The sequence below is a fragment of the Geminicoccus sp. genome, assembly GCF_036263595.1.
GTDB lineage: Bacteria > Pseudomonadota > Alphaproteobacteria > Geminicoccales > Geminicoccaceae > Geminicoccus.
Window position 1 is genome coordinate 46,406 of the sequence record NZ_DATAGQ010000132.1, and the last position, 22,250, is coordinate 68,655.

Sequence of the window (22,250 nt, forward strand, 5' to 3'; positions counted from 1 at the left end):
AGCATGCTGTAGACTGCTCGCCCGCAAGAACCTCACCACCATCATGACCATCGTCCTGTTGTCTGGGACGATGAACGGCGGCGGCAAACGGCGGTTCTGCCTTGCGCCGCAAGTAACCAACCGGTTATGTAGCTTTACCGCACGCAGCTGCGCGACAAGATATCAGGGAGGCAAATCGGATGGACTCGCTGGGCACGATTCTCGAACGCGCCAAGATGGAGCGGCGCAAACTCCTGCTCACATCGCTTGCGGGCCTGGGTGCTGCGAGCCTGACCGGCCTCGGCGGCAAGCGCGCCTTCGCGCAAAACCAGCCGCAGCTCGCCAACTCGCTGCGCTCCCTGACCAATCCCTACCATGCCTCGTTCGCCAAGGGCGGCGAGATGTTCGCACAGTCGGTGGGCGCTCCCTATGAAGTGCTCGTAACCGAGGGCAACAGCGAGAAGGGCATCGCGGACGTCCGCGCACTCCTCGCCAAGTCCGGCGGCAACTTGGCGCTGTGCATCGACCCGAACGATTCGCCGGACACCCGGATCATCGTCGAGGCCTGTGCCAAGGCCGGCGCTTCCGTCGTCACCATCTGGAACAAGCCGGCGGATCTTCATCCCTGGGACTTCGACCCCAGCTACGTCGCCCATATCAGCTTCGACGGCGCCCCGTACGGCAAGCTGATGGCCGACACGCTGATCGAGAAGATGGGCGGCTCCGGCGGCATCGTGGCACTCGGCGGCATCTTCAACAACACGCCGGCCATCGAGCGCAAGCAGGGCCTGGACCAGGCACTGGCGGCCAACCCGAACGTGCAGCTCCTGGACTTCCAGGTGGCGGACTGGCTCGAGACCAAGTCGTTCGAGATCACCCAGGCCTGGCTCACCCGGTTCGGCTCGGAGATCAAGGGGATCTGGGCAGCCAATGACAGCATGGCGCTGGGAGCGATCGAGGCGCTCCGGGCTGAGGGCATGGCAGGCTCGATCCCCGTGACCGGCATCGACGGCATCAAGCAGGCGGTCGACGCGGTGAAGTCCGGCGAGATGGTCGGCACGGTCGACTGGGATCCGATCTGGGTCGGCGGCATGGGGCTCTCGATTGCCTACCACGCCCATACCAAGAAGATCGATATCGCGAAGGAGCCGCACCTGCACCGCGAGTTCTACGGAACGGGCGTGCCGGTGACCTACAAGAACGTCGACGAGTACATCAAGACCTATGTCGACAGCACGCCGACGATCGACTGGAACGACCTGTGGGGTCGGGTCTCCGGTCAGATCCGCGAGAGCTGAGGCCTCGGGCGGAGGGACTGGCTCCCTCCGTCCGCCTTCTTCGTTTTCATCTAGCTACAGGCAAAACGCGCGATGGCTGCTTCCGCCGTCACCCCTGCCCCTGTCCCGTTGCTCACCCGGGTCCGGCAGTTCGTACCTGCCATCGTGCTGGTGGTCGTGTTCGCAGTGATCGGGGCGGTAGCGCCGTCGTTCCTGTCGATCGACAATCTCGTCCGCATCATGAACGCGTCGGCGATCCCCCTCTGCCTGGCGCTCGGCGCGACGTTCATTATCCTGATGGGGTCAATCGACCTGTCGGTCGAGGGCGTCGTGGCCATGGGTGCGGTGGTCGCGGCGCTGCTCGTCGCGAATGACTCGAACACCAACAATTTCAGCTTTCTAGCGATCCCGATCGTCCTTGCGATGGGTGCCGCCTTCGGCTTCGTGAACGGCTTTGTCCACGTCCGGCTGCAGATTCCCTCCTTCATGGTGACGCTGGGGATGAGCTTCATCGCTATCGGGATCGCCACGGTGATGCTGGCCGGCGAGCGCGTGCGGATCCTCGACACCGCGTTCCGCGAGCTGGCACTGGCCAGGTTCCTGGGCCTTCCGCTCGGGATCTGGATCGCCGCTCTCGCGACGCTCGTCGCCTACATCATTCAGACCCGGACACGGCTCGGGCGCTGGATCTATGCGGTCGGCGGCGGCGAGGACATCCTGCGGCTGACCTCGGTACCGGTCGGGCGCGTCCGCATCCTGGCCTTCACGCTCGCGGGCATGTTCTACGGCCTGGGCGGCGTCCTGGCAGCAGCCCAGCTGGGCCAAGGACACGCGCTGATGGGCCAGGGCCGGCTGTTCACCACGATCACGGCCGTGGTGGTCGGCGGCACTTCGCTGATGGGTGGCCTTGGCGGTGTCCAGAACACGGTCATCGGCGTCCTGATCGTGATCGGCCTGAACAACGGCATGGTACAGATGGGTGTGCCTCCCTATGTCCAGACAGGTGTCCAGGGCATCCTGATCATCGCTGCCGTCACCATGGCGATCGACCGCAGCCGCGCACGGATCGTGAAATGAGCAACCCGACGAACGTGGCGCTGGAGCTGGTCGGCGTCGACAAGCGCTTTCCCGGCGTCCATGCGCTGAAGGCCGTCAGTCTGGAGGTCCGTCCCGGCGAGGTAGTGGGGTTGATCGGCGAGAACGGCGCCGGCAAGTCGACACTCATGAAGATCCTGTCCGGCGTCTACCAGCCGGACGGGGGCGAGATCCGCCATGACGGCAAGCACGTGGTCCTGCGCAACCCGACCGATGCCGGTGCTGCCGGCATCGGCATGGTTCATCAGGAACAATCGCTCCTGACCAACCTGTCCGTCGCGGAGAACATCTGGCTCGGCAAGGAGAAGCCGTTTCTCAAGGGCGGCCTGATCGACCGCAAGGCCATGGCGGACGCGGCTAGAAAGCAGCTCGCAAAGGTCCAGATCGACGTCGACCCTTATACACCGACCGAGCGCCTCACCTTTGCGCAGCGCCAGATGGTGGAACTCGCCAAGGTGCTGACCCTCGAGGACGAGATCGAGGGTCACCTCGTGATCATGCTCGACGAGCCGACCTCGGTGCTGGAGCAGGCCGAGATCGACGTCCTGTTCGCCCGGGTGCGCGCCCTGCGCGACCGTGCCTCCTTCGTGTTCGTGAGCCACCGCCTCGACGAGATCCTGGACCTGTCCGACCGCGTATACGTCATGAAGGACGGTGCGGTCGTGGCGGAGATGCCGGCGGCCGATGCCGACACCGAGAAGCTGCATGCGCTCATGGTCGGCCGTTCGCGCAACGCCGAGTACTACAAGGAGAACCGCCAAGTCGCCTACCGGCCGGAGGTGGTCATGGAGGTCAAGGGCCTGGGCGTGGACGGCGCCTACGAGGATGTCAGTTTCCAGCTTCATGCGGGCGAGGTGCTGGGCATCGCGGGCGTGATCGGATCTGGTCGCGAGGAACTGGCACGGACGCTTGGTGGGCTGGAGCCCACGAGCAAGGGCGAGATTACCGTGTTCGGCAAGGCGGCACGGCTTGGCTCGCCCGGGGAAGCGGTCTCGATCGGCATCGGCTATGTTCCCCGTGAGCGCCGGGTGGAAGGCATCGTCGGTTTCCTGCCGGTCGTCGCCAACATCACGCTCGGCAACCTGAAAGCTGTCACCCGTGCGGGATTGATCGACCACGCCAAGGAGCGCGCGACGGCGGAGAGCTGGGTGAAGCGCCTAGCGATCAAGACGCCCACGATCCGGACGCTCGCCATGAACCTGTCCGGCGGCAACCAGCAGAAGGTCGTGCTGGCGAAGTGGATCAACGCGGGGGCCAAGATCATCGTGCTCGACCACCCTACCCGCGGCCTCGACGTGGGCGCAAAGGAGGAAGTCTACGAACTCGTGCGTAAGATCACTGGCGAAGGCGTTGCGGTCCTCCTGACCTCCGATACGCTGGAGGAGACGATCGGCCTGTCGCATCGGATCATCGTCATGAAGGACCGCCGGATCACTGAGCGGTTCGACGCGACGCCCGGCAGCAAGCCTGACCAGCTCGACCTGATCCGGCACATGGTCTGACGGAGGACCGACGATGAACCCCGCCACCGTCGCCAGGCTGCGTGACGTCGCGCCGATCCTGACATTGATCCTGGTCATCCTGATCGTCGGGATCGGCAGCAAGGGCTTCCTGACGCCCGAGACGCTGCTGGTGCTCGCTGCCGACACGTCGACCCTCTTCATCATGGCGGCAGGGATCACCTTCGTGATCCTGCTCGGCGGCATCGACCTGTCGGTGCAGTCGGTCGCCAGCATGACCAGCGTCGTGATGGCGATCCTCCTGCCGAGCATGGGCTTTGCCGCATTCCCGGCTGCCATCGCGGTCGGAGCGTGCCTCGGCCTGATCAATGGGCTGGCCTTCACGCAGTTGAAAGTGCCGTCCTTCATCAGCTCCCTGGCGGTTGGCGGCATCGCCACCGCCCTCGCCCTCGCCTTCTCGGGAACCCGCTCCATCCCGATCAGCGAAGATCTCAGGGCTGACTATCTCGGCTGGATCACCGGACGCATGCTGGGCATCCCAGCCGAGATCTGGTTGGGTGGAATCGTCCTGGCGATCTGCCTGTTTCTCGAGCGCTACACGCTGTTCGGGCGCTGGAGCCTGGCAGTCGGTGCCGGCGAACCAGCCGCGATCGCGTCCGGCGTACCTGTCGGCAAGGTGAAGCTACTGGCCTGCATCCTGTCGGCGACGTTCGCCGCCTTCTCGGGTCTGGTACTCGGGGGCAGGCTTGTGGCCGGCTCCGCCACCCTCGCCAACGAGTTCCTTTTGCCTGCAGTGGCGGCAGTGGTGGTTGGCGGCACAGCACTCACGGGAGGGGTCGGGAGCGTCTGGCGGACCCTGATCGGAGCGCTCATCGTTTCCGTGGTCCGCGTAGGCATGACCTTTCTGGGCGTCGACGTGTTCGCGCAGCAGATCGTGCTGGGCGTGGTCCTGATCGCCGCGGTCTGGATCACCATCGATCGGGCGAAGATCCCAATCGTCAAGTAGATCCACTCCGGGTAGCAGATCGGTTCACCTTTATCAATTTGACGGTTGATCGTCCAAAGCGCATCGTTACTATAGAGATAGTACTCTCCATTGTCCTCAGCTCGACCGTCTCATCGCACGGTCGAGTTCGGCAGGGAGAAGCATGTGGTGCGTGTAGTTCTCGGCCTGATCTGCTTCCTGGCCTTGGCCGGTTGTGGTGTCGACAGGATCTCGCAAGATTATGCCGATGCGAGGGACGTCGCTCTTTACGGCGTGCCCGTGCATATGGACCCGACAGGAGCCATCGAGCGGATCAGTCGCCAGAACTTGTACTTCATGACCCTGGCTGGCCTTCCAGTCGGAAAGCAGCCTGCAGATCAGACAGGGCAACTCTGGCCAGTCCTGCCCTCGGACTTGAACTGGCCCAGCATTACGGCGCGTGGCATGTCGGACATCGACGCGGTCTGCGCCAACTACTTCAGGCGCCTCGACGACTTTGCCGACTACCGTAGGAGCATTCGCGACGGAACAGGAATCATCGGAAGCGCTACCACGACATTGATGGCAGCGCTGGATGCTGCACAAGGCGGCATCGCCATTGTGTCGAGCTTGTTCGGTGTGACTCAGGCCCTGATGGACACGGGTTCGCAAGCGGCCCTGTTCTCCGTGGATCCCACGCGGTTGTACAATCTCCATGCGAAGGCCGCCTCAGCCTACCGCCAGCACCGGCAGCCACCGATCGAGCAGATCTCGTCGCCGGGCCAGGCTGCCGACATGCTCGGCGGCTATGTCACGCTCTGCACCCCGGTTGCGCTGAAGGGGTTGATCTCGGAGACGGTTGAGCGCGTCGAGATCGGTTCGACCGAGGACGGCCGTGTCGGAGTCTCGGGCGCCAAGCCCAGCCTGGTGCTCGAAAGGCTGCAGGTCGACCAGCCGATCCCGGTAACCCCTGTGCCCCAAGGGCCGCAGCGGATCAATGGCGCCCGCTCCGATCTGGAACGCCTGCTCTCCCGGCCCCAGGGAGAGACCATCCAATCGGCCCTGTGCGTGCCGGCCGACGGCGACTTCGGGATGGATACGCGCAGCGGCATCGTGCTCTACCGCCGGCATCTCGGAATGCAGGGTGATGATCCGCAGCTGAATGCACCGCTGACGCTGAAGGAGGCCACGGACCTGCTCGCAGCGGGACCATGCGCTGGCGAGCGGGGATACAAGAATGCCTGGGAGCGCTTTCAATTCGGCACCGGACCGTCCGTTCGTGCCCTGCAAGTTGAGCTCGATCGTCTCCTCGACGATCGGACCGTCCGTCAGAGCGGCCAGTTCGACGCCGAGACCCGTGCCGCCATCGCCAGCCTCAACCGCCGCTTCGGCCTCCCGGCCGGCGACGAAGTCACCCCGGCGTTGAGCGACAAGATCGCGATCTGAGGAGGCACCACATGCCGTACCAGGTGAACCGGGCGATCGTGAAACTGCGCGACCAGCCGCGTGACGATTCGATGAACACAGCTGGCAGCGTGGTCATGACCGATCTGCTGGAAAAGCTGGCCGAGGCAACGGTGCCCGGCTGGTGGCACATGCGGGTGATCACGACCGGCAGCGTCGCCCGCGAGGGCTTCATCCGACAGGAACTGCTCGTTGAGGCCGCTGATGCGCTGCCACCGGAGTCGATCGACCGGAAGGCCTTCTTCGACCAGCTCACCTTGTCTGCCCGGGCGTTCGGCACCAACAATCAGTATCTCTATGCTCTTGCGGTAGTTGAGAGCGGCGTCCGTAACGTCGCGTCGAAGAGCTCGTCCGCCATTGGCCCCTTCCAATTCATGCCAGCCACGTGGGCCGATCTTGTCGACAGACACGGAGCATCGACCGGGGTCGGCGCGAAGGATATTCGCGAACCCGGAGCCCAAGCAATTCTGGCGGCGGCCTCGACGGCCGATGCGCAGCGCAAGCTTGCCGGGCTGCTTGGGCGGGTGCCGACGGGAGCAGAACTCTATCTCGCACATTTCTTCGGTTTGGCAGCGGCGACTGCTGTCCTCCGCGCCCATGCAGCCCAGCCGGTCGATCGGGCGCTTCGCGCCTTCTACCGTGGTACCGCAAAGGGCGAAGCATTTGTCGAGCGTATCCTCCACGCGAACGCCTCGCTGCTCATGCCGGGTGGCCGGATCAGCACGACGGCCGAGCTCCTGCAGACGGTCATGCGCCGCTTCGAGAAGGGCACCGAAGAGGCAGCACTGCGGGCAGCGGAGTTCGGTCCGCCCCCGGAGAAGCTGCCCGGCGATCCCGGCGAGGAACCTCCCTGGCTTGCAGCCGCGCGTGGCCAGCTGGCCCAGGGCGTCGTGGAGGACAAGGCGCCCGGCGCCAGCAACCCGGAGATCGAGAAGTACTTCAGGGCGACGATTTTCGGTCCAGCCAGGGATGACACGCCTTGGTGCGCGGCGTTCGTGAGCTGGTGCATGGCAAATTGTGGCGATCCACGAGTAGCCGCGGGCAATCTCCAATCGGCACGCGCCGCCGACTGGATGAACTGGGGGTTCGCAGTCGGCCGCCCGGCCATCGGCGCAGTGGTCGTGACCCACCCACTCGTCACGGGATCGAGCGGGCATGTCGGGTTCCTGACCGGCGTCAAGGGAGGAGACGTGACCCTTCTGGCAGGAAATCAGAGGGATCAAGCCGATCGCGAGGCGGTGTGTGAGCGGCTCTTCACGATCAGCGCGGTACGCGACTTCCGGTGGCTGGACTGGAAGGACCCGGTCATTCCGGCTGGTGGAGGACAAGCGTGAGCACCGCGAACTTTATCAGCTGGCTGAACGAGCATCTCGATCCGAACGAGGGCGATAGCGCAAAAGAACTGAAGAGAATTCTCTCGGCAGCGGCGGGCACGTTGGGGCAGGCGCCGGACCTGCCGGCCTGCAGGAGGCTCGTGGAGCAGAGCATCCAGGTTGGATCGGCCGACGAGATCTTGCGGATCTTCGATGCCAGCACCGTACGTTACGCCCGTGAAGGCAGCCCTGCTCCGGCAGTAGTCCCGGGTCCAGCCGCATCGATGTCGTTAGACACCAGCCCGGCGCCTGCCAGCTTCGTGTCCTGGCTGCAGAGCAACATCTCGATGAGTGGCGTCGTCATCACCTCGATCGGCCTGCTCCTCCTTCTCGGCATCTACTTGTTCCTCGACCAGGATGGTCGTCTTGCCGCGCTGGCGGACGTCGGGGTAGCGCGCGGCCTGATCACCTTCCTGTTCACCGTCGGCACGATCGGCATCGCGGTCCTGATGATCTGCGCCCTGTTCCTGGCCGATGTCACCAAGCTCGACCAGCGCTTCGACCACAGCAAGGAGATCCTGACTGCCCTGATCGCGATCCTGGGAACGGTCGTCGGATTCTATTTCGGCTCGCAGGGGACGCGGGAAGCCCCCACAGATCCGCAGATCGGGACACCCTTGATCGGCCCGCTGCCTGCACAGGCGGGCGGCAGCGTGCAGTTCACTGCCGTCGCGGCCGGAGGACCTGCCCCATTCACTTATGAGCTGAACCTGCGAAGCAACGAGGCTTCCTTGGACGCACAACTCGTCGACCTGTCCGGTACCACGTCCGACAGTGGCCTGATCGACCAGACCATTGAGGTCCCCATGGCAGCCGCCGGCAAGCTCGTCCTGATCGACCTCTCGGTGGCCAATGCTGCCGGCGGCACCTCCACCAGGACCGGCATCGAGTTGCCAGTGCAGTAGCGCCGTCAGAATCCGCTCTCCGACGCACCTTTCGCCTTTGGTCGAGTAAAGCCAAAACTAAGAAACTTGCCGTTGCCGCAGCCCATGCAGTCTGGCTATGCCCCCCGGACCTCTTCGGCCAGACTGGTCTGGCTGACCCTCACCTCGCGATCCGTCAGGCTGCCATCGGATGGACAGGACCCTCAAGCTCGCGCTCGGCAGCATCGTCGTCGGCGCGATCGTGCTTGGTCTGAAGTACTTCGCTTATCATATCACCGGCAGCATCGCGCTCTACTCGGATGCTCTGGAGAGCATCATCAACGTCGCCACGGCGGTCGCGGCGTTCTACGCGATACGGCTGAGTTCGATCCCGCCCGACGCCAATCATCCTTATGGGCACCATAAGGCCGAGTACATTTCGGCCGTCCTTGAGGGTGCGCTGATCGTCTTGGCCGCCGTCTCGATCCTGCGGGAAGCCTATGGAGCGTTCATCGCGCCTCGACCGCTCGAAGCGCCATTCGCCGGCCTCGTCATCAATGGTGTCGCCAGCCTGATCAACGGCGCCTGGTGCTTTGTTCTGTTCCGCTATGGACGCCGCTGGCGCTCGCCGGCGCTGGTCGCCGATGCCCGGCACCTGCGGACCGATGTCATCTCTTCCGCCACCGTCATCGTCGGCGTGATGCTGGTGCCGCTGACGGGCTGGCTGCAGATCGACCCGATCCTGGCCGCCCTGGTCGCGGTCAACGTCCTTTGGTCCGGCTGGAAGCTCATGCGCGAATCCATCGGTGGCCTGATGGATGAAACGGCACCCGAGGACACGGTCGCCCGTGTCCGGGAGGTGATCTCTCTGCACGCCGAGGGTGCTTTGGAAGCCCATGACCTGCGAACGCGGCATGCGGGTAGGATGACCTTCATCGACTTCCATCTGGTGGTGCCTGGATCGATGACGGTATCGGAGTCACATGCCTTGTGCGACCGGCTGGAAGAAGCATTGCGCAACGGCATCGAGGACACGGTCGTCACGATCCACGTCGAGCCGGAGGAAAAGGCGAAGCACCCGGGCGGCGTACCCGTCATCTAGTCCAGCGGATCAGGTCTTCCGGAGGTAGCTGAGGATGGTCTCGACCATGACCACGCGCCGCTTCTCCATCTCCGTCTCGGAGCCGAGATCGGTTCCGTAGATGACCGACAGGGTCCAGCGGTTGTTCAGGTAATAGAATCCAAGCGCGGCGATCGAGATGTAAAGCTGGTTCGGGTCGATCCCCTCGCGGAACACGCCTTTGCGTACGCCCCGGTCCAGGAGCTCGCCGATCAGCGCCACGAACGGCGAGTGCATCTCCCGGATCCGCTTGCTCCGCTTGAGATACTTCGCCTGATGGATGTTCTCCGTGACGATCAGGCGAAGCAGTTCCGGGTTGGCCCGATAGTAGTTCCAGGTGAACCCCACCAGGGCAGCGATCGCGTCCTCCGGCTCCCGCCCCTCGAAATCCAGTTCGCGCTCGGCACGCCGCAGATCGCCATAGGCCTCCTCAAGGACGGCGAGATAGAGATCCTCCTTACTCTTGAAGTAGTGGTAGATCATCCGCTTGTTGATCTTGGCGCGTTGCGCAATCGTGTCGACTCGGGCGCCTGCCAGTCCCTTGCGGGCGAACTCACTTTTGGCGGCGGCCAGGATGCGCGCACTGGTCACCTTGGGATCGCGGGCACGCAGAGTCCGTACCGCGGTTTTCGGTTCTGGCTTGGCCATGATGGCAGCGCTCGGCTCCGGCCCGGTGGCACGGGTCATGGGCCTGGTTCCTCGATAATGAACGGGGCAACCTTAGCAATTTCGGATGGATCGGTCTTGTGCGAACGAACCGGTTCGTTACTTTGGCCAAACGGTCCAGAGGAAAGGGGCATCCATGCACCGACGGTTGGCGCCCCTTTCGGTGAACACGGCGACCCTCGGCTTCAAGCAGCCTCTGCCTGTCGTGGTCGAAGCGCTGGCACGCCGCTCTGTTCAAGGTATCGCGCCCTGGCGGCGAGAATTCCAAGATACGCCCGTCAAGGAAGCCCGGCGGATCATTGCCGATGCCGGGCTGCAGGTGACCAGCCTCTGCCGTGGCTCCTATCTGACCTTCGCCTCCGATCACCAGCGACGCGCGATCCTGGAGGACAACCGCCGGGCAATCGACGAAGCAGCGGCCATGGGCGCGCCGACGCTGTGCATGGTGGTCGGTGGGCTGCCGGAAGGTGTTCGGGATCTGGCGCAGGCACGGGACCAGGTGGCCGAGCAGCTGGCGGCGCTCGTGCCGCATGCCCGGGCGCACCAAGTGCGCCTGTCGGTCGAGCCGCTGCACCCGATGTACGCCGCCGACCGCTCGTGCATTTCGACCCTCGCCCAGGCACTCGACATCTGCGACCGGATCGGCCCGGACCTCGGCGTGATGATCGACGCTTATCACCTGTGGTGGGATCCGGAGTTTGCGGCGGGACTGGCAAGGGCCGGCCAGGACAGGTTGCTCGGCTGGCAGATCTGCGACTGGCGGGCCGTCACCCGCGATCTGCTGCAGGACCGCGGCATGATCGGCGACGGCGTCATCGACCTGAAGCGCATGCACCGTGACATGCTGGAAGCTGGCTGGCGCGGCATGATCGAGGTCGAGATCTTCTCCGGCCTGGATTGGGACCATCGGCCGATGGACGAGACGCTGGACGTGCTCTGCGCACGGTTCGCCGACCTCGCCTTGCCCGCTGAGCCCGTTAGCACCTTCTGATCACGAGGAAACGATCATGGAATACCGTCAGCTCGGCCGGTCCGGCCTGCGCGTGTCCGTCCTGACGCTCGGCACGATGACGTTCGGCGGCAAAGGTGCGTTCGCCAAGACCGGCTCGACCGACGTCGCCGGCGCACGAAGGCTGATCGACCGCTGCATCGATGCCGGCATCAATCTCTTCGACACGGCCGACGTCTACTCAGCCGGCCTGTCGGAGGAGATCCTGGGCCAGGCACTCGCTGGGAGGCGCGACAAGGCCCTCGTGACGACCAAGGCACGCTTCAAGATGGGCACCGGCCCGAACGACGCCGGCCTGTCCCGCCATCACCTGATCGCCGCGTGCGAAGCCAGCCTGAAGCGCCTCGGCACCGACTATCTGGATCTCTACCAGCTTCACGAATGGGACGGGCAGACACCGCTGGAGGAGACCTTCGAGGCGCTCGACAGCCTCGTCCGTGCCGGCAAGGTCCGCTATGTCGGCGTGTCCAACTATGCCGGTTGGCACCTGATGAAGGCGCTGGGGGTAACGGAACTCCACCGGTACGTCCGACCGGTCAGCCAGCAGATCCATTATACGCTGCAGGCCCGCGAGGCCGAGTACGAGCTCGTGCCGATCTCGATCGACCAGGGTGTCGGGATCCTTGTCTGGAGCCCGATCGCCGGTGGCCTGCTATCCGGCAAGTACCGGCGGGGTCATGCGACGCCAGACAGCACGCGTCATGTTGCAAACTGGGGCGAGCCTCCGGTTCGCGACCAGGAGAAGCTCTACGACATCGTCGAGGTCCTAGTCGAGATCGGCGAGGCGCATGGGGTATCCGGTGCCCAGGTCGCGCTCGCCTGGCTCTTGGGCCGTCCAGGTGTGGCGTCGCTGATCATCGGCGCACGGAACGAGCAGCAGCTGGAGGACAATCTGCAGGCGGCCGATCTCGTGCTGGCTGCCGAGGAGCGGACCCGTCTCGACGAGGTGAGCGCGCCGGCCTTGCTCTATCCCTACTGGCACCAGGCGAGTACCGCCGCGGACCGGCTCTCCGCTGCAGACCTCACGTTGCTCGGGCCGCACATCAAGCGATAGGGCCGCCTATCGGGTAGTTGTCAGACGACTGGGTGCATATCCTCTTGGCATGAGTGCGGCAGGCGTGTCATGAATTGAGGCGCCTGCCACATGAACATCTTACTGCCAGGATTTGCTGCCTTGGTCGTCAGCTCGTGCCGTTCTGCAGACGCCCCGAAGAACAGCGCCAACTGCAACATGTCGGCAGTTGGCTGAGGGAGCGTCGCATGCGAAGGGTGATCCGGCGACTCGTTCCTCATCTGGTCCTGGTGCCATTCTCGCTGGCGATTGTGTTGCCGCTGCTCTGGCTCTTGCGCGTCAGCCTCACCGACAGGCGCACCGCCTACCAGATCCCGCCGCAATGGACTGAGCCGCATCTCGGCAACTATATCGAGATCTTCACCGCCTACCCGTTCGCGACCTGGTTCTCCAACAGCTTCACCGTAGCCCTGTTCTCCACGCTGGTCGCTCTGCCATTGGCAACGATGGTCGCCTTCTCGTTCGCCCGGTACAACACAGGCGGCGCACCGCTCCGACTGTCGATCCTGGCCAGCCAGATGCTGCCGCCGATCGTGATGGTCCTGCCCTTGTTCGCGGTGTTCCTCGGCATAGGGCTGCTCAACAGCCGTGCCGCGCTCGTGATCGCGCATGTCGGCATGAACCTGCCGTTCCTTGCCTGGATGCTGATCGCCTTCTTCGAGGGTGAAGTCCGCCAGCTGGAGGAAGCGGCGAGGATCGAGGGGGCGACCCGCTTCCAGGCCTTCTGGAAAGTGGCCGTTCCGGTGGCCGCGCCCGGCCTGCTGGCCGCCGGCCTGTTGGCCTTCATCATGTCCTGGAACGAGTTCCTGTTCGCCTTGATCCTGTCCGGCAAGCGTACGGCGACGCTGCCGGTCGGCCTCTCGACGCTCGACACCCATCGCGGCGTCGAAATCGCCCTGCTCGCCGCCGCCAACATGGTGGCGATCCTGCCCGTATTCCTGCTGATGCCGTTCCTGCGGCGCTATCTGATCAAGGGTTTGTCGCTCGGTGCATTGAAGTAAGCCTCCACCATAAGGGAAATGAGCCCGCCATGAAGAAATTCCTGCTCGCCACGAGCATGCTGATCGCCACGGCCTTCGGCGCCGACGCGAAGACGATCAACATCCTCATGGAGGGTGTGCCGGACACGCGCTACGTCCAGGAGATGCTGCCCGAGTTCAAGGAGAAGACGGGCATCGACGTGCAGCTCGAGGTCGTGAACTACGCCGAGATGCACACGAAGCTGGTACCGCAGCTGGTTTCGCCCGAAGGCTCCTACGACGTCCTGATCGTCGACTTCTACTGGGTGGGCGAATTCATCAAGGCCGGCTGGCTGCAGCCGCTGGACGAGCGGATCGCCGCCGACGGGATCGACACGAACCGCTACATCCCGTCGATCATGAACCTGACCGGCAAGGTCGACGGCGTGACCTACATGCTGCCGTTCTACAACTACGCGATGGGCCTCACCTATCGGACGGACCTGCTGGCCGACCCCAAGCATCAGGAAGCGTTCAAGGCCAAGTACGGGCGTGACCTGAAGGTCCCGACGGAGTGGCAAGAGTATCTCGACCAGGTGAAGTACTTCACCGAGGACGCCGGGATCGAGGGCTTCAAGGGCGTGGTCAATCAGGGCCTGCGCCCGGATCCGATCGCCATGGAGTGGTCGAACTACCTGTTCGCCCGCGGCGGCCGCTACTACGACCCGGAAACTTGGCAGCCCACGTTGGCGACGCCCGAGGGCATCCAGGCGCTGGTCGACTATCGCGACAACATCCAGAAGTACGGCCCGATCGGTGCCGCGAACTTCTCGTTCGACGACGCGTTCAACGTGGCGGCCCAGGGCAAGGCCTACAGCTACCTGACCTTCAACATGTTTCGGCCCGTCTATGACGACCCGGCCAGCTCGCAGGTCGTCGGCAAGATGGAAATCACGCCGGTTCCCGGCGGCAGCCTGAACGGATCCTGGGGCTGGGCCATTCCGACATCCTCGCCTGACGCGGACGCTGCCTGGGAGTTCATCAAGTTCATCGAGAGCCCGGAGATCGCGAAGAAGCGCGCGGCGCTGGGTGGGGCGGCGACCCAGGCAGCGATCTTCGACGATCCCGACCTGATCGCGAAATACTCCTATTACCCGCAGCTGAAGCAGCTCCTGCAGACCTCGCACAACTTCCCGGTCTTCACCTACACGCCGCAGTTCGTCGAGGTGCTCGGCCGTGAGCTCAGCCTGGCCGTGACCGACGGCAAGGACCCGAAGGAGGCGCTGGAGACGGTCGACCGGGAGTTTGCCGAGATGCTGCGCAAGGACGGCAAGCTCCAATAGTCGCCAAGAAGGGCCATGGCATCCATGGCCTCCGTTCCCGCTAGCAGATCCGCCGGAGGCGCCAACGTCTCCGGCTCCATCCTGACGGATGCCCATGACCGCGATCGAACGACGTGACCAGCGGTTCGGCCTACTCATGTCAGCGCCTGGGCTGCTGGCGCTCATGCTGGTCGTGCTGTTCCCCGTGTTCTTCACGCTTTGGACCAGCACCTCTGACTTCACCCTCCTCAAGCCGAGCAACGATGCGTTTGTTGGCCTTGCCCACTATGCACGCGCCTTCCAGAGCAACGAGTTCCTGCACGCGCTGTCGGTCACACTCTGGTTCGTGCTGGCCGTCGTTCTGCTGGAGTTCCTGATCGGGTTTGCCGCTGCACTGGCGCTCGACAAGGTCGAGCATGGCAAGACCTTCTATTACGTCGTTCTCCTGTTCCCGCTCCTGATGAACCCGGTCGTGGTCGGCCTGATCTGGCGGATGTTCCTCCATCCCACGCTCGGCATCGTGAACTATCTGCTGAGCCTCGCCAATCTCGGGCCCGTGGACTGGCTGGGCAACCCGGCCAATGCATTCTGGACCGTGGTCCTGGTCGACATCTGGCACCAGGTCTCGTTCATGGTGGTTCTCCTGCTGGCAGGACTTTCCGCCTTGCCGAAGGAACCCTACGAGGCCGCACGCCTCGAAGGTGCCGGCACGCTGCGCTGCTTCTTCTGGCTGACGCTGCCGTTGATGCGCCCGGTGATCGTCGTCACGCTGCTGATCCGGCTGATCTTCGCCGTGAAGACCTACGACATCGTCTACATCATGACCCGCGGCGGTCCCGGCCAGGCGACCGACCTGGTCAGCTATTTCATCTACCGGCAGGCCTTCGTGGGCCTCGACATCTCGCAGGCCAGCGCCATGGCAGTGATCCTGCTCATGGCCGTCCTGCTGCTCACCGCCTGGCTCCACCGCTACATGCGCTCATTGGCCGCCTGACCCCATGACCGAGATCCGCCTCGCCAACGTCACCAAGACCTATCCGGGCGGCCAGACCGCCGTCGACAAGGTCGACCTCACCATCAAGGACGGCGAGTTCTTCGTCCTGCTGGGCCCATCGGGCTGTGGAAAGTCGACGACCCTGCGCATGATCGCCGGGCTTGAACCCATCTCGGGCGGCGACCTGTTCATCGGCGACCGGCGCATGAACGAGGTGGACCCGAAGGACCGGGACCTGGCCTTCGTCTTTCAGAACTATGCGCTGTTCCCTCACCTGACCGTCCGGGGCAACCTGACATTCGGGATGCGCCTGCGCGGCGTGCCCGCGGAGACGCAGCAGAGCAGGCTGGCCGAGGTTACGGGCATGCTGGGTCTTGGTCCCTATCTCGAACGGAAGCCGGGCCAGCTCTCGGGCGGTCAGCGCCAGCGGGTCGCCCTGGGCAGGGCGCTGCTGCGCGACCCGGTCGCCTTTCTTCTCGACGAGCCTCTATCCAACCTCGACGCCAAGCTGCGTGCCCAGATGCGCACTGAGCTGGTGAAGCTTCACCGCCGGGTGGGTCGGACCATCATCCACGTCACCCATGACCAGATCGAGGCCATGACCATGGCCGAACGGATCTGCATCATGAACAACGGCAAGGTGGCGCAGATTGGTGCACCGATGGAAGTCTATCGCAATCCGGCCGACACCTTTGTGGCGACGTTCACCGGGAGCCCCCCGATGAACCTGCTCGAAGGGCGGCTGGACAACGGCATGCTGACGTTCGCTCAGACATCTGCACCCGTTCAGGCAGCTGCTCCGGCCGGCCCCGTCACCATCGGCTTCCGCCCCGAGGACGCCGTGCTGGCACCCCGGCCCGGGCATCTGCCACTCCAGGCGACGGTGGTGGCCGTCGAGACCCTGGGCGCCGATGCGATCCTCGTCGCCAGCCTCCAGGACGGGCAGGAGGTCAACATGCGGGTGGGTGCGGATACGAGCCTGCCGGCCGGCGCCGCGATTTCCGTCTATCTTGATTCGGAAAGGCTCCGCCTGTTCGACCCGAAGACGACCCTGGCCGTTCCCTGCCGTCTCGCCGCCTGACGCACCGGGGACCCGATCCGACGGGAGCGGAGCCCATCCCGTATCCGGACGTTGCCACGCTGAACCAATTGAGCCGCAAGGGTGAGCACTTCGGCGCGCCGTAGCGGGCTGTCCGGACCAGATCATGACGTCATCATCCTTGCCCATGTACCCGCGCCGTCAGGATCTGGCGGTGGGTCGATCCCGCCCGGGTCGATCGGCGTGGCTGCCCATCCTGGTCGCGTCGGCGACGGCGCTCGCGGCGATGGCCTTCTACAACCACCGACGTGCGCGCGAGGGAGAAGCAGCGTTTCCGCCGATGGGCCGGTTCATCACGGTGGACGGGGTGCGCCTCCATTATGTCGAGCAGGGCCAGGGTCAACCCGTCGTGTTCCTTCACGGCAACGGCGCGATGATCCAGGACTTCGAGCATAGCCGGGTACTCGGGCTAGCGGCCCAGCGCTACCGCGTCATTGCCTTCGACCGGCCCGGCTATGGCTACAGCGAACGCCCGCGAAACCGGCTCTGGACGCCCTCCGATCAAGCCGAGCTGATGCAGAAGGCGTTCCGGCAGCTGGGGATCGAGCAGCCCATCGTCGTGGGCCACTCGTGGGGCGCACTCGTGACGATGGCGCTGGCGACCGGGCATCCGCTGGAGATCCGCGGCATCGTGCTGCTGTCGGGCTACTTCTTCCCGACCCTGCGCAAGGACGTGCTCCTCCTGTCGCTGCTGGCCCTGCCGGGCCTGGGCGACCTTCTCCGGCACACGATCCTGCCGATCGCCGGGCGGGTACTGGCGCCAAGGCTACTGCGCAAGCTCTTTGCGCCCTCACCCGTACCGGGTTCCTTCGCCACCTATCCGATCGAGTTGACGGTACGGCCCTCGCAGCTGCGTGCCAGCGCGGAGGAATACGCCGTGATGACGCCGACCGCCGCCCTGCTGGCTCGCCGCTACTGCGAGGTTGCGCTGCCCACGGTAATCATCGCCGGTGCGGACGACGCGATCGTGGACATCAACGATCACTCCCTGAGGTTGCACCACCAAATCCGTGAAAGCTGCATGGTCGCGCTGCCGGGTCAGGGGCACATGCCGCACCATGCCAGCCCGGACAGAGTCGTCGCCGCCATCAATCGCCTGACTGGCAAGGTCGCTTGAGCGCCCCTGGCGATGGGTCAAGTCATGGGTCGTCCCTCTCCCCTCGCCCGACGACGGCTAGCCCCGCGAGACCAGACGGTCAGTGCCAGCGCCCGTTTTCCATCCTCGCCCGCGTATCAAGCCACAGATCCACCCAGTGCGCCGGGCGATCCAGGCGCGTGCTGACCGTGCGGCAGATGTCGGTGAAGGTCACGAAGTCCTGCTGGCGCAAACCTGCGCCGGGCGCGCATGACTGGACCAGGCCAAAGCGGTGCAGGGTACGCCATGCGTGCTGGTCGATCGCGCCGTAGTGGTCGGGATCGGTCCAGGCGAGGACGGCGGACGCAGCCGGCACGGCAAGGCCGGGTAGTGCATGGAGATGGGCCAGGGCTTTGGCCGGCTCGTCGCGGCGGCTGAACGCAGCCCTGGTCGCCTCCACAACCTGTTCCTCGTCGAACCGCCGCCAGTGCCGCAGGGGACGATGGCTCTGGTAGTCGAGAAGATGAGTAAGCTCGCGCCAGGTCAGGTAGCCCTTTGCGGCACTATGCTGGCCGAAGTCGAGGACGGCGCGATGCTGGTCGTCGATCTCGACAATCGTCGACTTGGTCGAGATCTCGTTAATCAGGTCTTCCATGGTTCAGCTCCAGGCCCGAGCCAGAGGAGCTGTCATCATAGCCGAGCTTGCATCTGGTACGGCATTGCCCGGCCATGCCTGGCATGCATCGGCGTATGCCTGCGCTCAGAAGCGCTTGAGCGTGAGGCCGCCATCCACCGCAATGGCCTGCCCGACCGTATAAGGCAGATCGCCCGCAGCCAGAGTCGCGATGCAGCGGCCGACTTCCTCCGCCTCGCCCCAGCGTGGCATCGGTGCGCCATCATTGGCGAAGAAGACATCGTACTTCTCGGTCGATGGCGCGGTCATCGGGGTCTTGATGATGCCCGGTCGCACCTCGTAGACGCCGATCCCGTGGGGGGCCAGACGGGCGGCGAACAGCTTGGTCACCATGCTGGCCGCCGCCTTGCTGACACAGTACTCGCCCCGGTTGATCGAGACCGCCTCGGCATTGCTGGAGGTGGTCACGACGATGGAGCGATGGATGCCCTCAAGCGGTTGCGCCTGCAGAAGCTGGCGGGCAAAGGCCTGGAGCAGGAAGAACAGGCCGCGCGTGTTGACCGCGAGGCAGCGGTCGAAACTTTCCACGCCTACGTCGAGCAGGTCGCCACGTACCATGACGGAAACGCCGGCATTGGCCACGAGGCAGTCCAGACGGCCGAAGGCCTGCCAGGCAGCGCGAAGCAGCGCCTGCTGGCCGTCCAGGTCCGCGACATCGCCATGCACCACCTGGGCTTGGCCACCCGCCGCCGCGACCGCCGCTTGCGCCTCGGCGGTATCGTCGGCTCGGGTTCGTTCGTGCAAAACGACATCGAAGCCACGCCCGGCCACCGCCACCGCCGCTGCCTTACCAATACCACGGCCGGAGCCCGTGACCCAAGCGACGGGGCGGGTGGTCATGAGGTGGCTCCCTTCAGCAGCTCGCGCGCGATGATGGTGCGCTGGATCTGGTTGGTGCCCTCGTAGATCTGGCAGATCTTGGCATCGCGGTAGAGCCGCTCGACCTCGTAGCCCTTCACGTAACCGGTGCCGCCGAACACCTGGACAGCATCGGCCGAGCGGGCGACCGCGACGTCGCCGGCCATGCACTTGGCCATTGAGCAGGCCATGTTGGCGGCGGGATCGCCGTTCTCCAGCTTCACCGCGGCGTCCCAAGTGAGCAGGCGCGCCGCCTGGATGTCCTTGGCCATATCGGCCAAGAGCCATTGCAGGCCCTGGAACTCTGCGATCGGCTGGCCGAACTGCCGGCGTGCCTGGGCCTGCGCCACGGCGGCTTCCAGGCCGGCCTGAGCGATACCCACCGCCAGCGCGGCGATGCCCACCCTGCCCTTTTCCAGGACGCTCATCATGATGTGGAAGCCGCGGCCTTCCGGACCGAGCAGGGCATCGTCGGGAAGCTCGACCCCATCGAAATGGAGGGCGCCCACCGGCGAGGCGCGCTGTCCCATCTTGTGCTCACGCGCGCCCTTGGAGAAGCCCGGCGACGTGGCGTCGACGATGAAGATGCTCATGCCGCGATGGCCGGCCGCCTTGTCGGTTCGCGCCAGCACGACGGCGAAATCGCAGACCGGCGCGTTGTGGATCCATAGCTTGCCGCCGTCGAGGCGCCAGCCGTTGGCGGTTCGGGTCGCCGAGGTCCGGATGCCGGACACGTCGGTCCCGGCATCCGCCTCGGTGATCGCATAGGCCGGCCGAAGCTCGCCCTTGAGCGCCGGGGCCAGCCAGCGCGCCCGCTGGGCGTCGGTGCCGTAGCGGGTGAACAGCGTGCCGATCAGCTCCAGCAGGCCGCACTGGTCGGCGACCGAGGCGTAGCCTTTGGAGAGTTCCTCCATGACCAAGGCATAGGACAGCACGTCCATGCCGGCCCCGCCATGCTCCGCCGGCACCGTGATCCCGAACAGGCCCAGCTCGGCCATCTGGGCGTAGATCTCGGACGGGAAGCGTTCGCTCTCGTCGAGTTCGTTCGCGATCGGGCGGATCACGTCGGCGGCAAACCGGCGCACCGTATCGCGAACCTCGCGATGCTCCTCCGTCAACATCCAGCCTGTCCCCGAGCTTCGTTCCAGTAAGTAACTAGATGGTTATTTGCACCCAACCGCCGCCGTGTGCAAGCGCCCGCGATTGCGGAGTTGGCGCGGCGCGCGCAAACACGTCGCCGTCGCAAAAAGTGGAGCGGTACGGCGATGATGGCGGGCGAAGCGCAGAAGGTGGGGCTGTTCCAGCCAGTTACGGCCGGCCTGCTAGCCGCCATCGTGGGCTTCGGCAGCTCGTTCCCGATCGTGCTGCAGGGGCTGGCGGCCGCAGGTGCCTCGCCTGCCGAGGCTGCGTCCGGGCTCATCGCGCTGTCAATCGTGATGGGCCTGCTCGCCATCTTCCTCAGCCTGCGCACGCGGATGCCGGTTTCGGTGGCATGGTCCACGCCCGGTGCGGCACTTCTGGTCGCCACCGGCACGCCAGAGGGCGGGTTCTCCGGTGCGGTCGGTGCCTTCCTGGTCGCGGCGGCGCTGATCGTGGTGGCGGGCGTCTGGAAGGGGTTCGGGCGTGCCGTGGCGGCCATTCCCTCGTCGCTCGCCAATGCCATGCTGGCCGGCGTGCTGCTCGACCTGTGCTTGGCGCCAGTAAGGGCCGTAGGTGCCATGCCGGCCCTTGCCCTGCCGATCATCCTCGTCTGGGCGATCGCCTGGCGATTTGCCCGGCTCTATGCCGTACCGATCGCGGTCGTGGTGACGGCGGCCATTGTCCTGGGTGCCACACCCGTCCCCCCGGGCGCACTCGACAATATCCTGCCCCACCCGGTCCTGGTGTTGCCGACCCTGTCCATGGACGCGCTGATCGGCATCTCCCTGCCATTGTTCCTGGTCACGATGGCTTCGCAGAACGTCCCGGGCCTCGCCGTGATGCACGCCAACGGCTACCGGCCGGACGTCTCGCCCATCTTCGTCTCGAGCGGCCTTGCCAGCATGGTGACCAGCCTGTTCGGCGGCCACCTGGTGAACCTTGCCGCGATCACCGCCGCCCTTTGCGCCGGTCCCGAGGCGCATCCAAACCCGAACCGGCGCTACATCGCGGCCGTCACCAACGGTGTGGGCTACTTGCTGCTTGGCCTGTTCGCAGGCTTCGCTGCCGCCTTCATCGCGGCCTCGCCGCCCCTCCTGATCCAGGCGGTCGCCGGCTTGGCGCTGCTGGGCGCCCTCACCAGCGCCTTGTCCGGCGCCCTCGCCAAGGAATCCGAACGGATCCCGGCGATCATGACCTTCGTGACGACCGCGTCGGGCATCTCGTTCTTCGGGATCGGCGCCGCCTTTTGGGGCCTGCTGGTGGGCGGGCTCATGCTGTCCCTGGCGCGCAGCGGACGGCGCTGAACGGAAGCCGCCGCTTGCCGTGCCGGGCCGGATTAGGTAAGTAACTGGATAGTTATCAGGGATCGGCGGCAGGGAGCGGGCCTTGGACAAGCGGATCGACGCGGACGCGGTGGCGGCCACGGTCGAGGATGGCGCCACCATCGTGCTCTGCGGTTCGGGCGGCGGGCTCATTGAGGCCGACTTCGTCTATGCCGCGATCGAGCGGCGCTTCCTGACGACGGGGCATCCACGGGACCTGACGCTGGTCCATGCGCTGGGCATCGGCGACGGCAAGGAGAAGGGCCTGAACCGCTTTGCCCATGAGGGCATGGTCAGGCGGGTGATCGGCGGCCACTGGTCCTGGTCCCCGCGAATGCAGGCCATGGCGGAAGCGGACCTGATCGAGGCCTTCGTGCTGCCGGCAGGCTGCGTCGCGCTGCTCAACCGCGAGATCGGTGCGGGGCGGCCCGGGCTGATCACTCAT

General features: G+C 65.2%; 20 protein-coding genes and 1 pseudogene. 17 read left to right on the forward strand and 4 right to left on the reverse strand.

The annotated features are described in order from the left end of the window. Window positions 1-179: 179 nt before the first annotated feature. From VHL31_RS12740 to VHL31_RS12775, 8 genes are all read left to right on the forward strand, one after another. Window positions 180-1,277 (forward strand): sugar ABC transporter substrate-binding protein, encoded by a 1,098-nt coding sequence (locus tag VHL31_RS12740; RefSeq protein WP_329661594.1) that lies wholly within the window; start codon window positions 180-182, stop codon window positions 1,275-1,277. 72 nt (window positions 1,278-1,349) lie between these two features. Continuing rightward, on the forward strand, window positions 1,350-2,333 hold the full coding sequence (locus VHL31_RS12745) for an ABC transporter permease (RefSeq protein ID WP_329661595.1): 984 nt from the start codon (window positions 1,350-1,352) through the stop codon (window positions 2,331-2,333). Then, window positions 2,330-3,853, forward strand: a complete 1,524-nt coding sequence (locus VHL31_RS12750) for a sugar ABC transporter ATP-binding protein (RefSeq protein ID WP_329661596.1) — start codon at window positions 2,330-2,332, stop codon at window positions 3,851-3,853. Before VHL31_RS12745 ends, VHL31_RS12750 begins: the two co-directional genes overlap by 4 nt. A 13-nt stretch (window positions 3,854-3,866) precedes the next feature. Beyond that, the gene (locus tag VHL31_RS12755; protein ID WP_329661597.1) at window positions 3,867-4,817 is read left to right on the forward strand and encodes an ABC transporter permease; all 951 of its coding nucleotides are present in this window, start codon (window positions 3,867-3,869) and stop codon (window positions 4,815-4,817) included. 147 nt (window positions 4,818-4,964) lie between these two features. Beyond that, window positions 4,965-6,221: a peptidoglycan-binding domain-containing protein gene (locus VHL31_RS12760; protein WP_329661598.1), complete on the forward strand. Its 1,257-nt coding sequence runs from the start codon at window positions 4,965-4,967 to the stop codon at window positions 6,219-6,221. 11 nt (window positions 6,222-6,232) lie between these two features. Beyond that, window positions 6,233-7,573, forward strand: a complete 1,341-nt coding sequence (locus VHL31_RS12765; protein WP_329661599.1) for a CHAP domain-containing protein — start codon at window positions 6,233-6,235, stop codon at window positions 7,571-7,573. Beyond that, a complete protein-coding gene (locus VHL31_RS12770) occupies window positions 7,570-8,517 on the forward strand; it encodes a hypothetical protein (protein ID WP_329661600.1) in 948 nt (315 codons plus the stop codon). The genes VHL31_RS12765 and VHL31_RS12770 overlap by 4 nt, the downstream gene beginning before the upstream one ends. A gap of 169 nt (window positions 8,518-8,686) precedes the next feature. Further along, window positions 8,687-9,577: a cation diffusion facilitator family transporter gene (locus VHL31_RS12775; protein WP_329661601.1), complete on the forward strand. Its 891-nt coding sequence runs from the start codon at window positions 8,687-8,689 to the stop codon at window positions 9,575-9,577. A 9-nt stretch (window positions 9,578-9,586) separates the two neighbouring features. Here the strand turns inward: VHL31_RS12775 and VHL31_RS12780 are convergent, their stop codons facing one another. Further along, window positions 9,587-10,282: a TetR/AcrR family transcriptional regulator gene (locus VHL31_RS12780; RefSeq protein ID WP_329661602.1), complete on the reverse strand. Its 696-nt coding sequence runs from the start codon at window positions 10,280-10,282 to the stop codon at window positions 9,587-9,589. 115 nt (window positions 10,283-10,397) lie between these two features. On the opposite strand from VHL31_RS12780, the gene VHL31_RS12785 reads away from it, so the two are divergent. The 7 genes from VHL31_RS12785 (at window position 10,398) to VHL31_RS12815 (ending at window position 17,833) form a co-directional block, all read left to right on the forward strand. Next, on the forward strand, window positions 10,398-11,252 hold the full coding sequence (locus VHL31_RS12785) for a sugar phosphate isomerase/epimerase family protein (RefSeq protein WP_329661603.1): 855 nt from the start codon (window positions 10,398-10,400) through the stop codon (window positions 11,250-11,252). Window positions 11,253-11,268: 16 nt separating this feature from the next. Continuing rightward, window positions 11,269-12,324 carry an aldo/keto reductase gene (locus tag VHL31_RS12790; RefSeq protein ID WP_329661604.1) on the forward strand — a complete coding sequence of 352 codons (1,056 nt, stop codon included), beginning with the start codon at window positions 11,269-11,271 and terminating at the stop codon, window positions 12,322-12,324. Window positions 12,325-12,530: 206 nt separating this feature from the next. Continuing rightward, complete coding sequence (locus VHL31_RS12795; protein ID WP_329661605.1) at window positions 12,531-13,343, forward strand: carbohydrate ABC transporter permease; 813 nt, start codon at window positions 12,531-12,533, stop codon at window positions 13,341-13,343. 29 nt (window positions 13,344-13,372) lie between these two features. After that, window positions 13,373-14,644: a sugar ABC transporter substrate-binding protein gene (locus VHL31_RS12800; protein WP_329661606.1), complete on the forward strand. Its 1,272-nt coding sequence runs from the start codon at window positions 13,373-13,375 to the stop codon at window positions 14,642-14,644. Between the two features lie 94 nt (window positions 14,645-14,738). After that, window positions 14,739-15,617 carry a sugar ABC transporter permease gene (locus tag VHL31_RS12805; RefSeq protein WP_329661607.1) on the forward strand — a complete coding sequence of 293 codons (879 nt, stop codon included), beginning with the start codon at window positions 14,739-14,741 and terminating at the stop codon, window positions 15,615-15,617. Window positions 15,618-15,621: 4 nt separating this feature from the next. Continuing rightward, window positions 15,622-16,698: a sn-glycerol-3-phosphate ABC transporter ATP-binding protein UgpC gene (locus VHL31_RS12810; protein ID WP_329661608.1), complete on the forward strand. Its 1,077-nt coding sequence runs from the start codon at window positions 15,622-15,624 to the stop codon at window positions 16,696-16,698. Between the two features lie 124 nt (window positions 16,699-16,822). Next, a complete protein-coding gene (locus VHL31_RS12815) occupies window positions 16,823-17,833 on the forward strand; it encodes an alpha/beta hydrolase (protein WP_329661609.1) in 1,011 nt (336 codons plus the stop codon). A gap of 79 nt (window positions 17,834-17,912) precedes the next feature. Here VHL31_RS12815 and VHL31_RS12820 read toward each other — a convergent pair whose 3' ends face one another. From VHL31_RS12820 to VHL31_RS12830, 3 genes are all read right to left on the reverse strand, one after another. Then, entirely contained in the window at window positions 17,913-18,446 is a 534-nt protein-coding gene (locus VHL31_RS12820; protein ID WP_329661610.1) for a hypothetical protein, read from the reverse strand. A 105-nt stretch (window positions 18,447-18,551) separates the two neighbouring features. Continuing rightward, complete coding sequence (locus VHL31_RS12825; RefSeq protein ID WP_329661611.1) at window positions 18,552-19,325, reverse strand: 3-ketoacyl-ACP reductase; 774 nt, start codon at window positions 19,323-19,325, stop codon at window positions 18,552-18,554. Then, on the reverse strand, window positions 19,322-20,464 hold the full coding sequence (locus VHL31_RS12830; RefSeq protein WP_329661612.1) for an acyl-CoA dehydrogenase family protein: 1,143 nt from the start codon (window positions 20,462-20,464) through the stop codon (window positions 19,322-19,324). Before VHL31_RS12830 ends, VHL31_RS12825 begins: the two co-directional genes overlap by 4 nt. 144 nt (window positions 20,465-20,608) lie before the next feature. Here VHL31_RS12830 and VHL31_RS12835 point away from each other — a divergent pair, with 144 nt between their 5' ends. Together VHL31_RS12835 and VHL31_RS12840 are read left to right on the forward strand one after the other, a co-directional pair. Beyond that, entirely contained in the window at window positions 20,609-21,787 is a 1,179-nt protein-coding gene (locus VHL31_RS12835) for a benzoate/H(+) symporter BenE family transporter (RefSeq protein ID WP_329661613.1), read from the forward strand. Between the two features lie 82 nt (window positions 21,788-21,869). Beyond that, window positions 21,870-22,250 (forward strand): annotated as a pseudogene (locus VHL31_RS12840) (acyl CoA:acetate/3-ketoacid CoA transferase); the annotation flags it as partial.

Bases quoted from the DNA above. Each gene is read 5' to 3' on its own strand.
- VHL31_RS12740 (WP_329661594.1), top strand. From the start codon at position 180: ATGGACTCGCTGGGCACGATTCTCGAACGCGCCAAGATGGAGCGGCGC.
- VHL31_RS12745 (WP_329661595.1), top strand. From the start codon at position 1,350: ATGGCTGCTTCCGCCGTCACCCCTGCCCCTGTCCCGTTGCTCACCCGG.
- VHL31_RS12750 (WP_329661596.1), top strand. From the start codon at position 2,330: ATGAGCAACCCGACGAACGTGGCGCTGGAGCTGGTCGGCGTCGACAAG.
- VHL31_RS12755 (WP_329661597.1), top strand. From the start codon at position 3,867: ATGAACCCCGCCACCGTCGCCAGGCTGCGTGACGTCGCGCCGATCCTG.
- VHL31_RS12765 (WP_329661599.1), top strand. From the start codon at position 6,233: ATGCCGTACCAGGTGAACCGGGCGATCGTGAAACTGCGCGACCAGCCG.
- VHL31_RS12775 (WP_329661601.1), top strand. From the start codon at position 8,687: ATGGACAGGACCCTCAAGCTCGCGCTCGGCAGCATCGTCGTCGGCGCG.
- VHL31_RS12780 (WP_329661602.1), bottom strand. From the start codon at position 10,282: ATGACCCGTGCCACCGGGCCGGAGCCGAGCGCTGCCATCATGGCCAAG.
- VHL31_RS12785 (WP_329661603.1), top strand. From the start codon at position 10,398: ATGCACCGACGGTTGGCGCCCCTTTCGGTGAACACGGCGACCCTCGGC.
- VHL31_RS12790 (WP_329661604.1), top strand. From the start codon at position 11,269: ATGGAATACCGTCAGCTCGGCCGGTCCGGCCTGCGCGTGTCCGTCCTG.
- VHL31_RS12795 (WP_329661605.1), top strand. From the start codon at position 12,531: ATGCGAAGGGTGATCCGGCGACTCGTTCCTCATCTGGTCCTGGTGCCA.
- VHL31_RS12800 (WP_329661606.1), top strand. From the start codon at position 13,373: ATGAAGAAATTCCTGCTCGCCACGAGCATGCTGATCGCCACGGCCTTC.
- VHL31_RS12805 (WP_329661607.1), top strand. From the start codon at position 14,739: ATGACCGCGATCGAACGACGTGACCAGCGGTTCGGCCTACTCATGTCA.
- VHL31_RS12810 (WP_329661608.1), top strand. From the start codon at position 15,622: ATGACCGAGATCCGCCTCGCCAACGTCACCAAGACCTATCCGGGCGGC.
- VHL31_RS12815 (WP_329661609.1), top strand. From the start codon at position 16,823: ATGACGTCATCATCCTTGCCCATGTACCCGCGCCGTCAGGATCTGGCG.
- VHL31_RS12820 (WP_329661610.1), bottom strand. From the start codon at position 18,446: ATGGAAGACCTGATTAACGAGATCTCGACCAAGTCGACGATTGTCGAG.
- VHL31_RS12825 (WP_329661611.1), bottom strand. From the start codon at position 19,325: ATGACCACCCGCCCCGTCGCTTGGGTCACGGGCTCCGGCCGTGGTATT.
- VHL31_RS12830 (WP_329661612.1), bottom strand. From the start codon at position 20,464: ATGTTGACGGAGGAGCATCGCGAGGTTCGCGATACGGTGCGCCGGTTT.
- VHL31_RS12835 (WP_329661613.1), top strand. From the start codon at position 20,609: ATGATGGCGGGCGAAGCGCAGAAGGTGGGGCTGTTCCAGCCAGTTACG.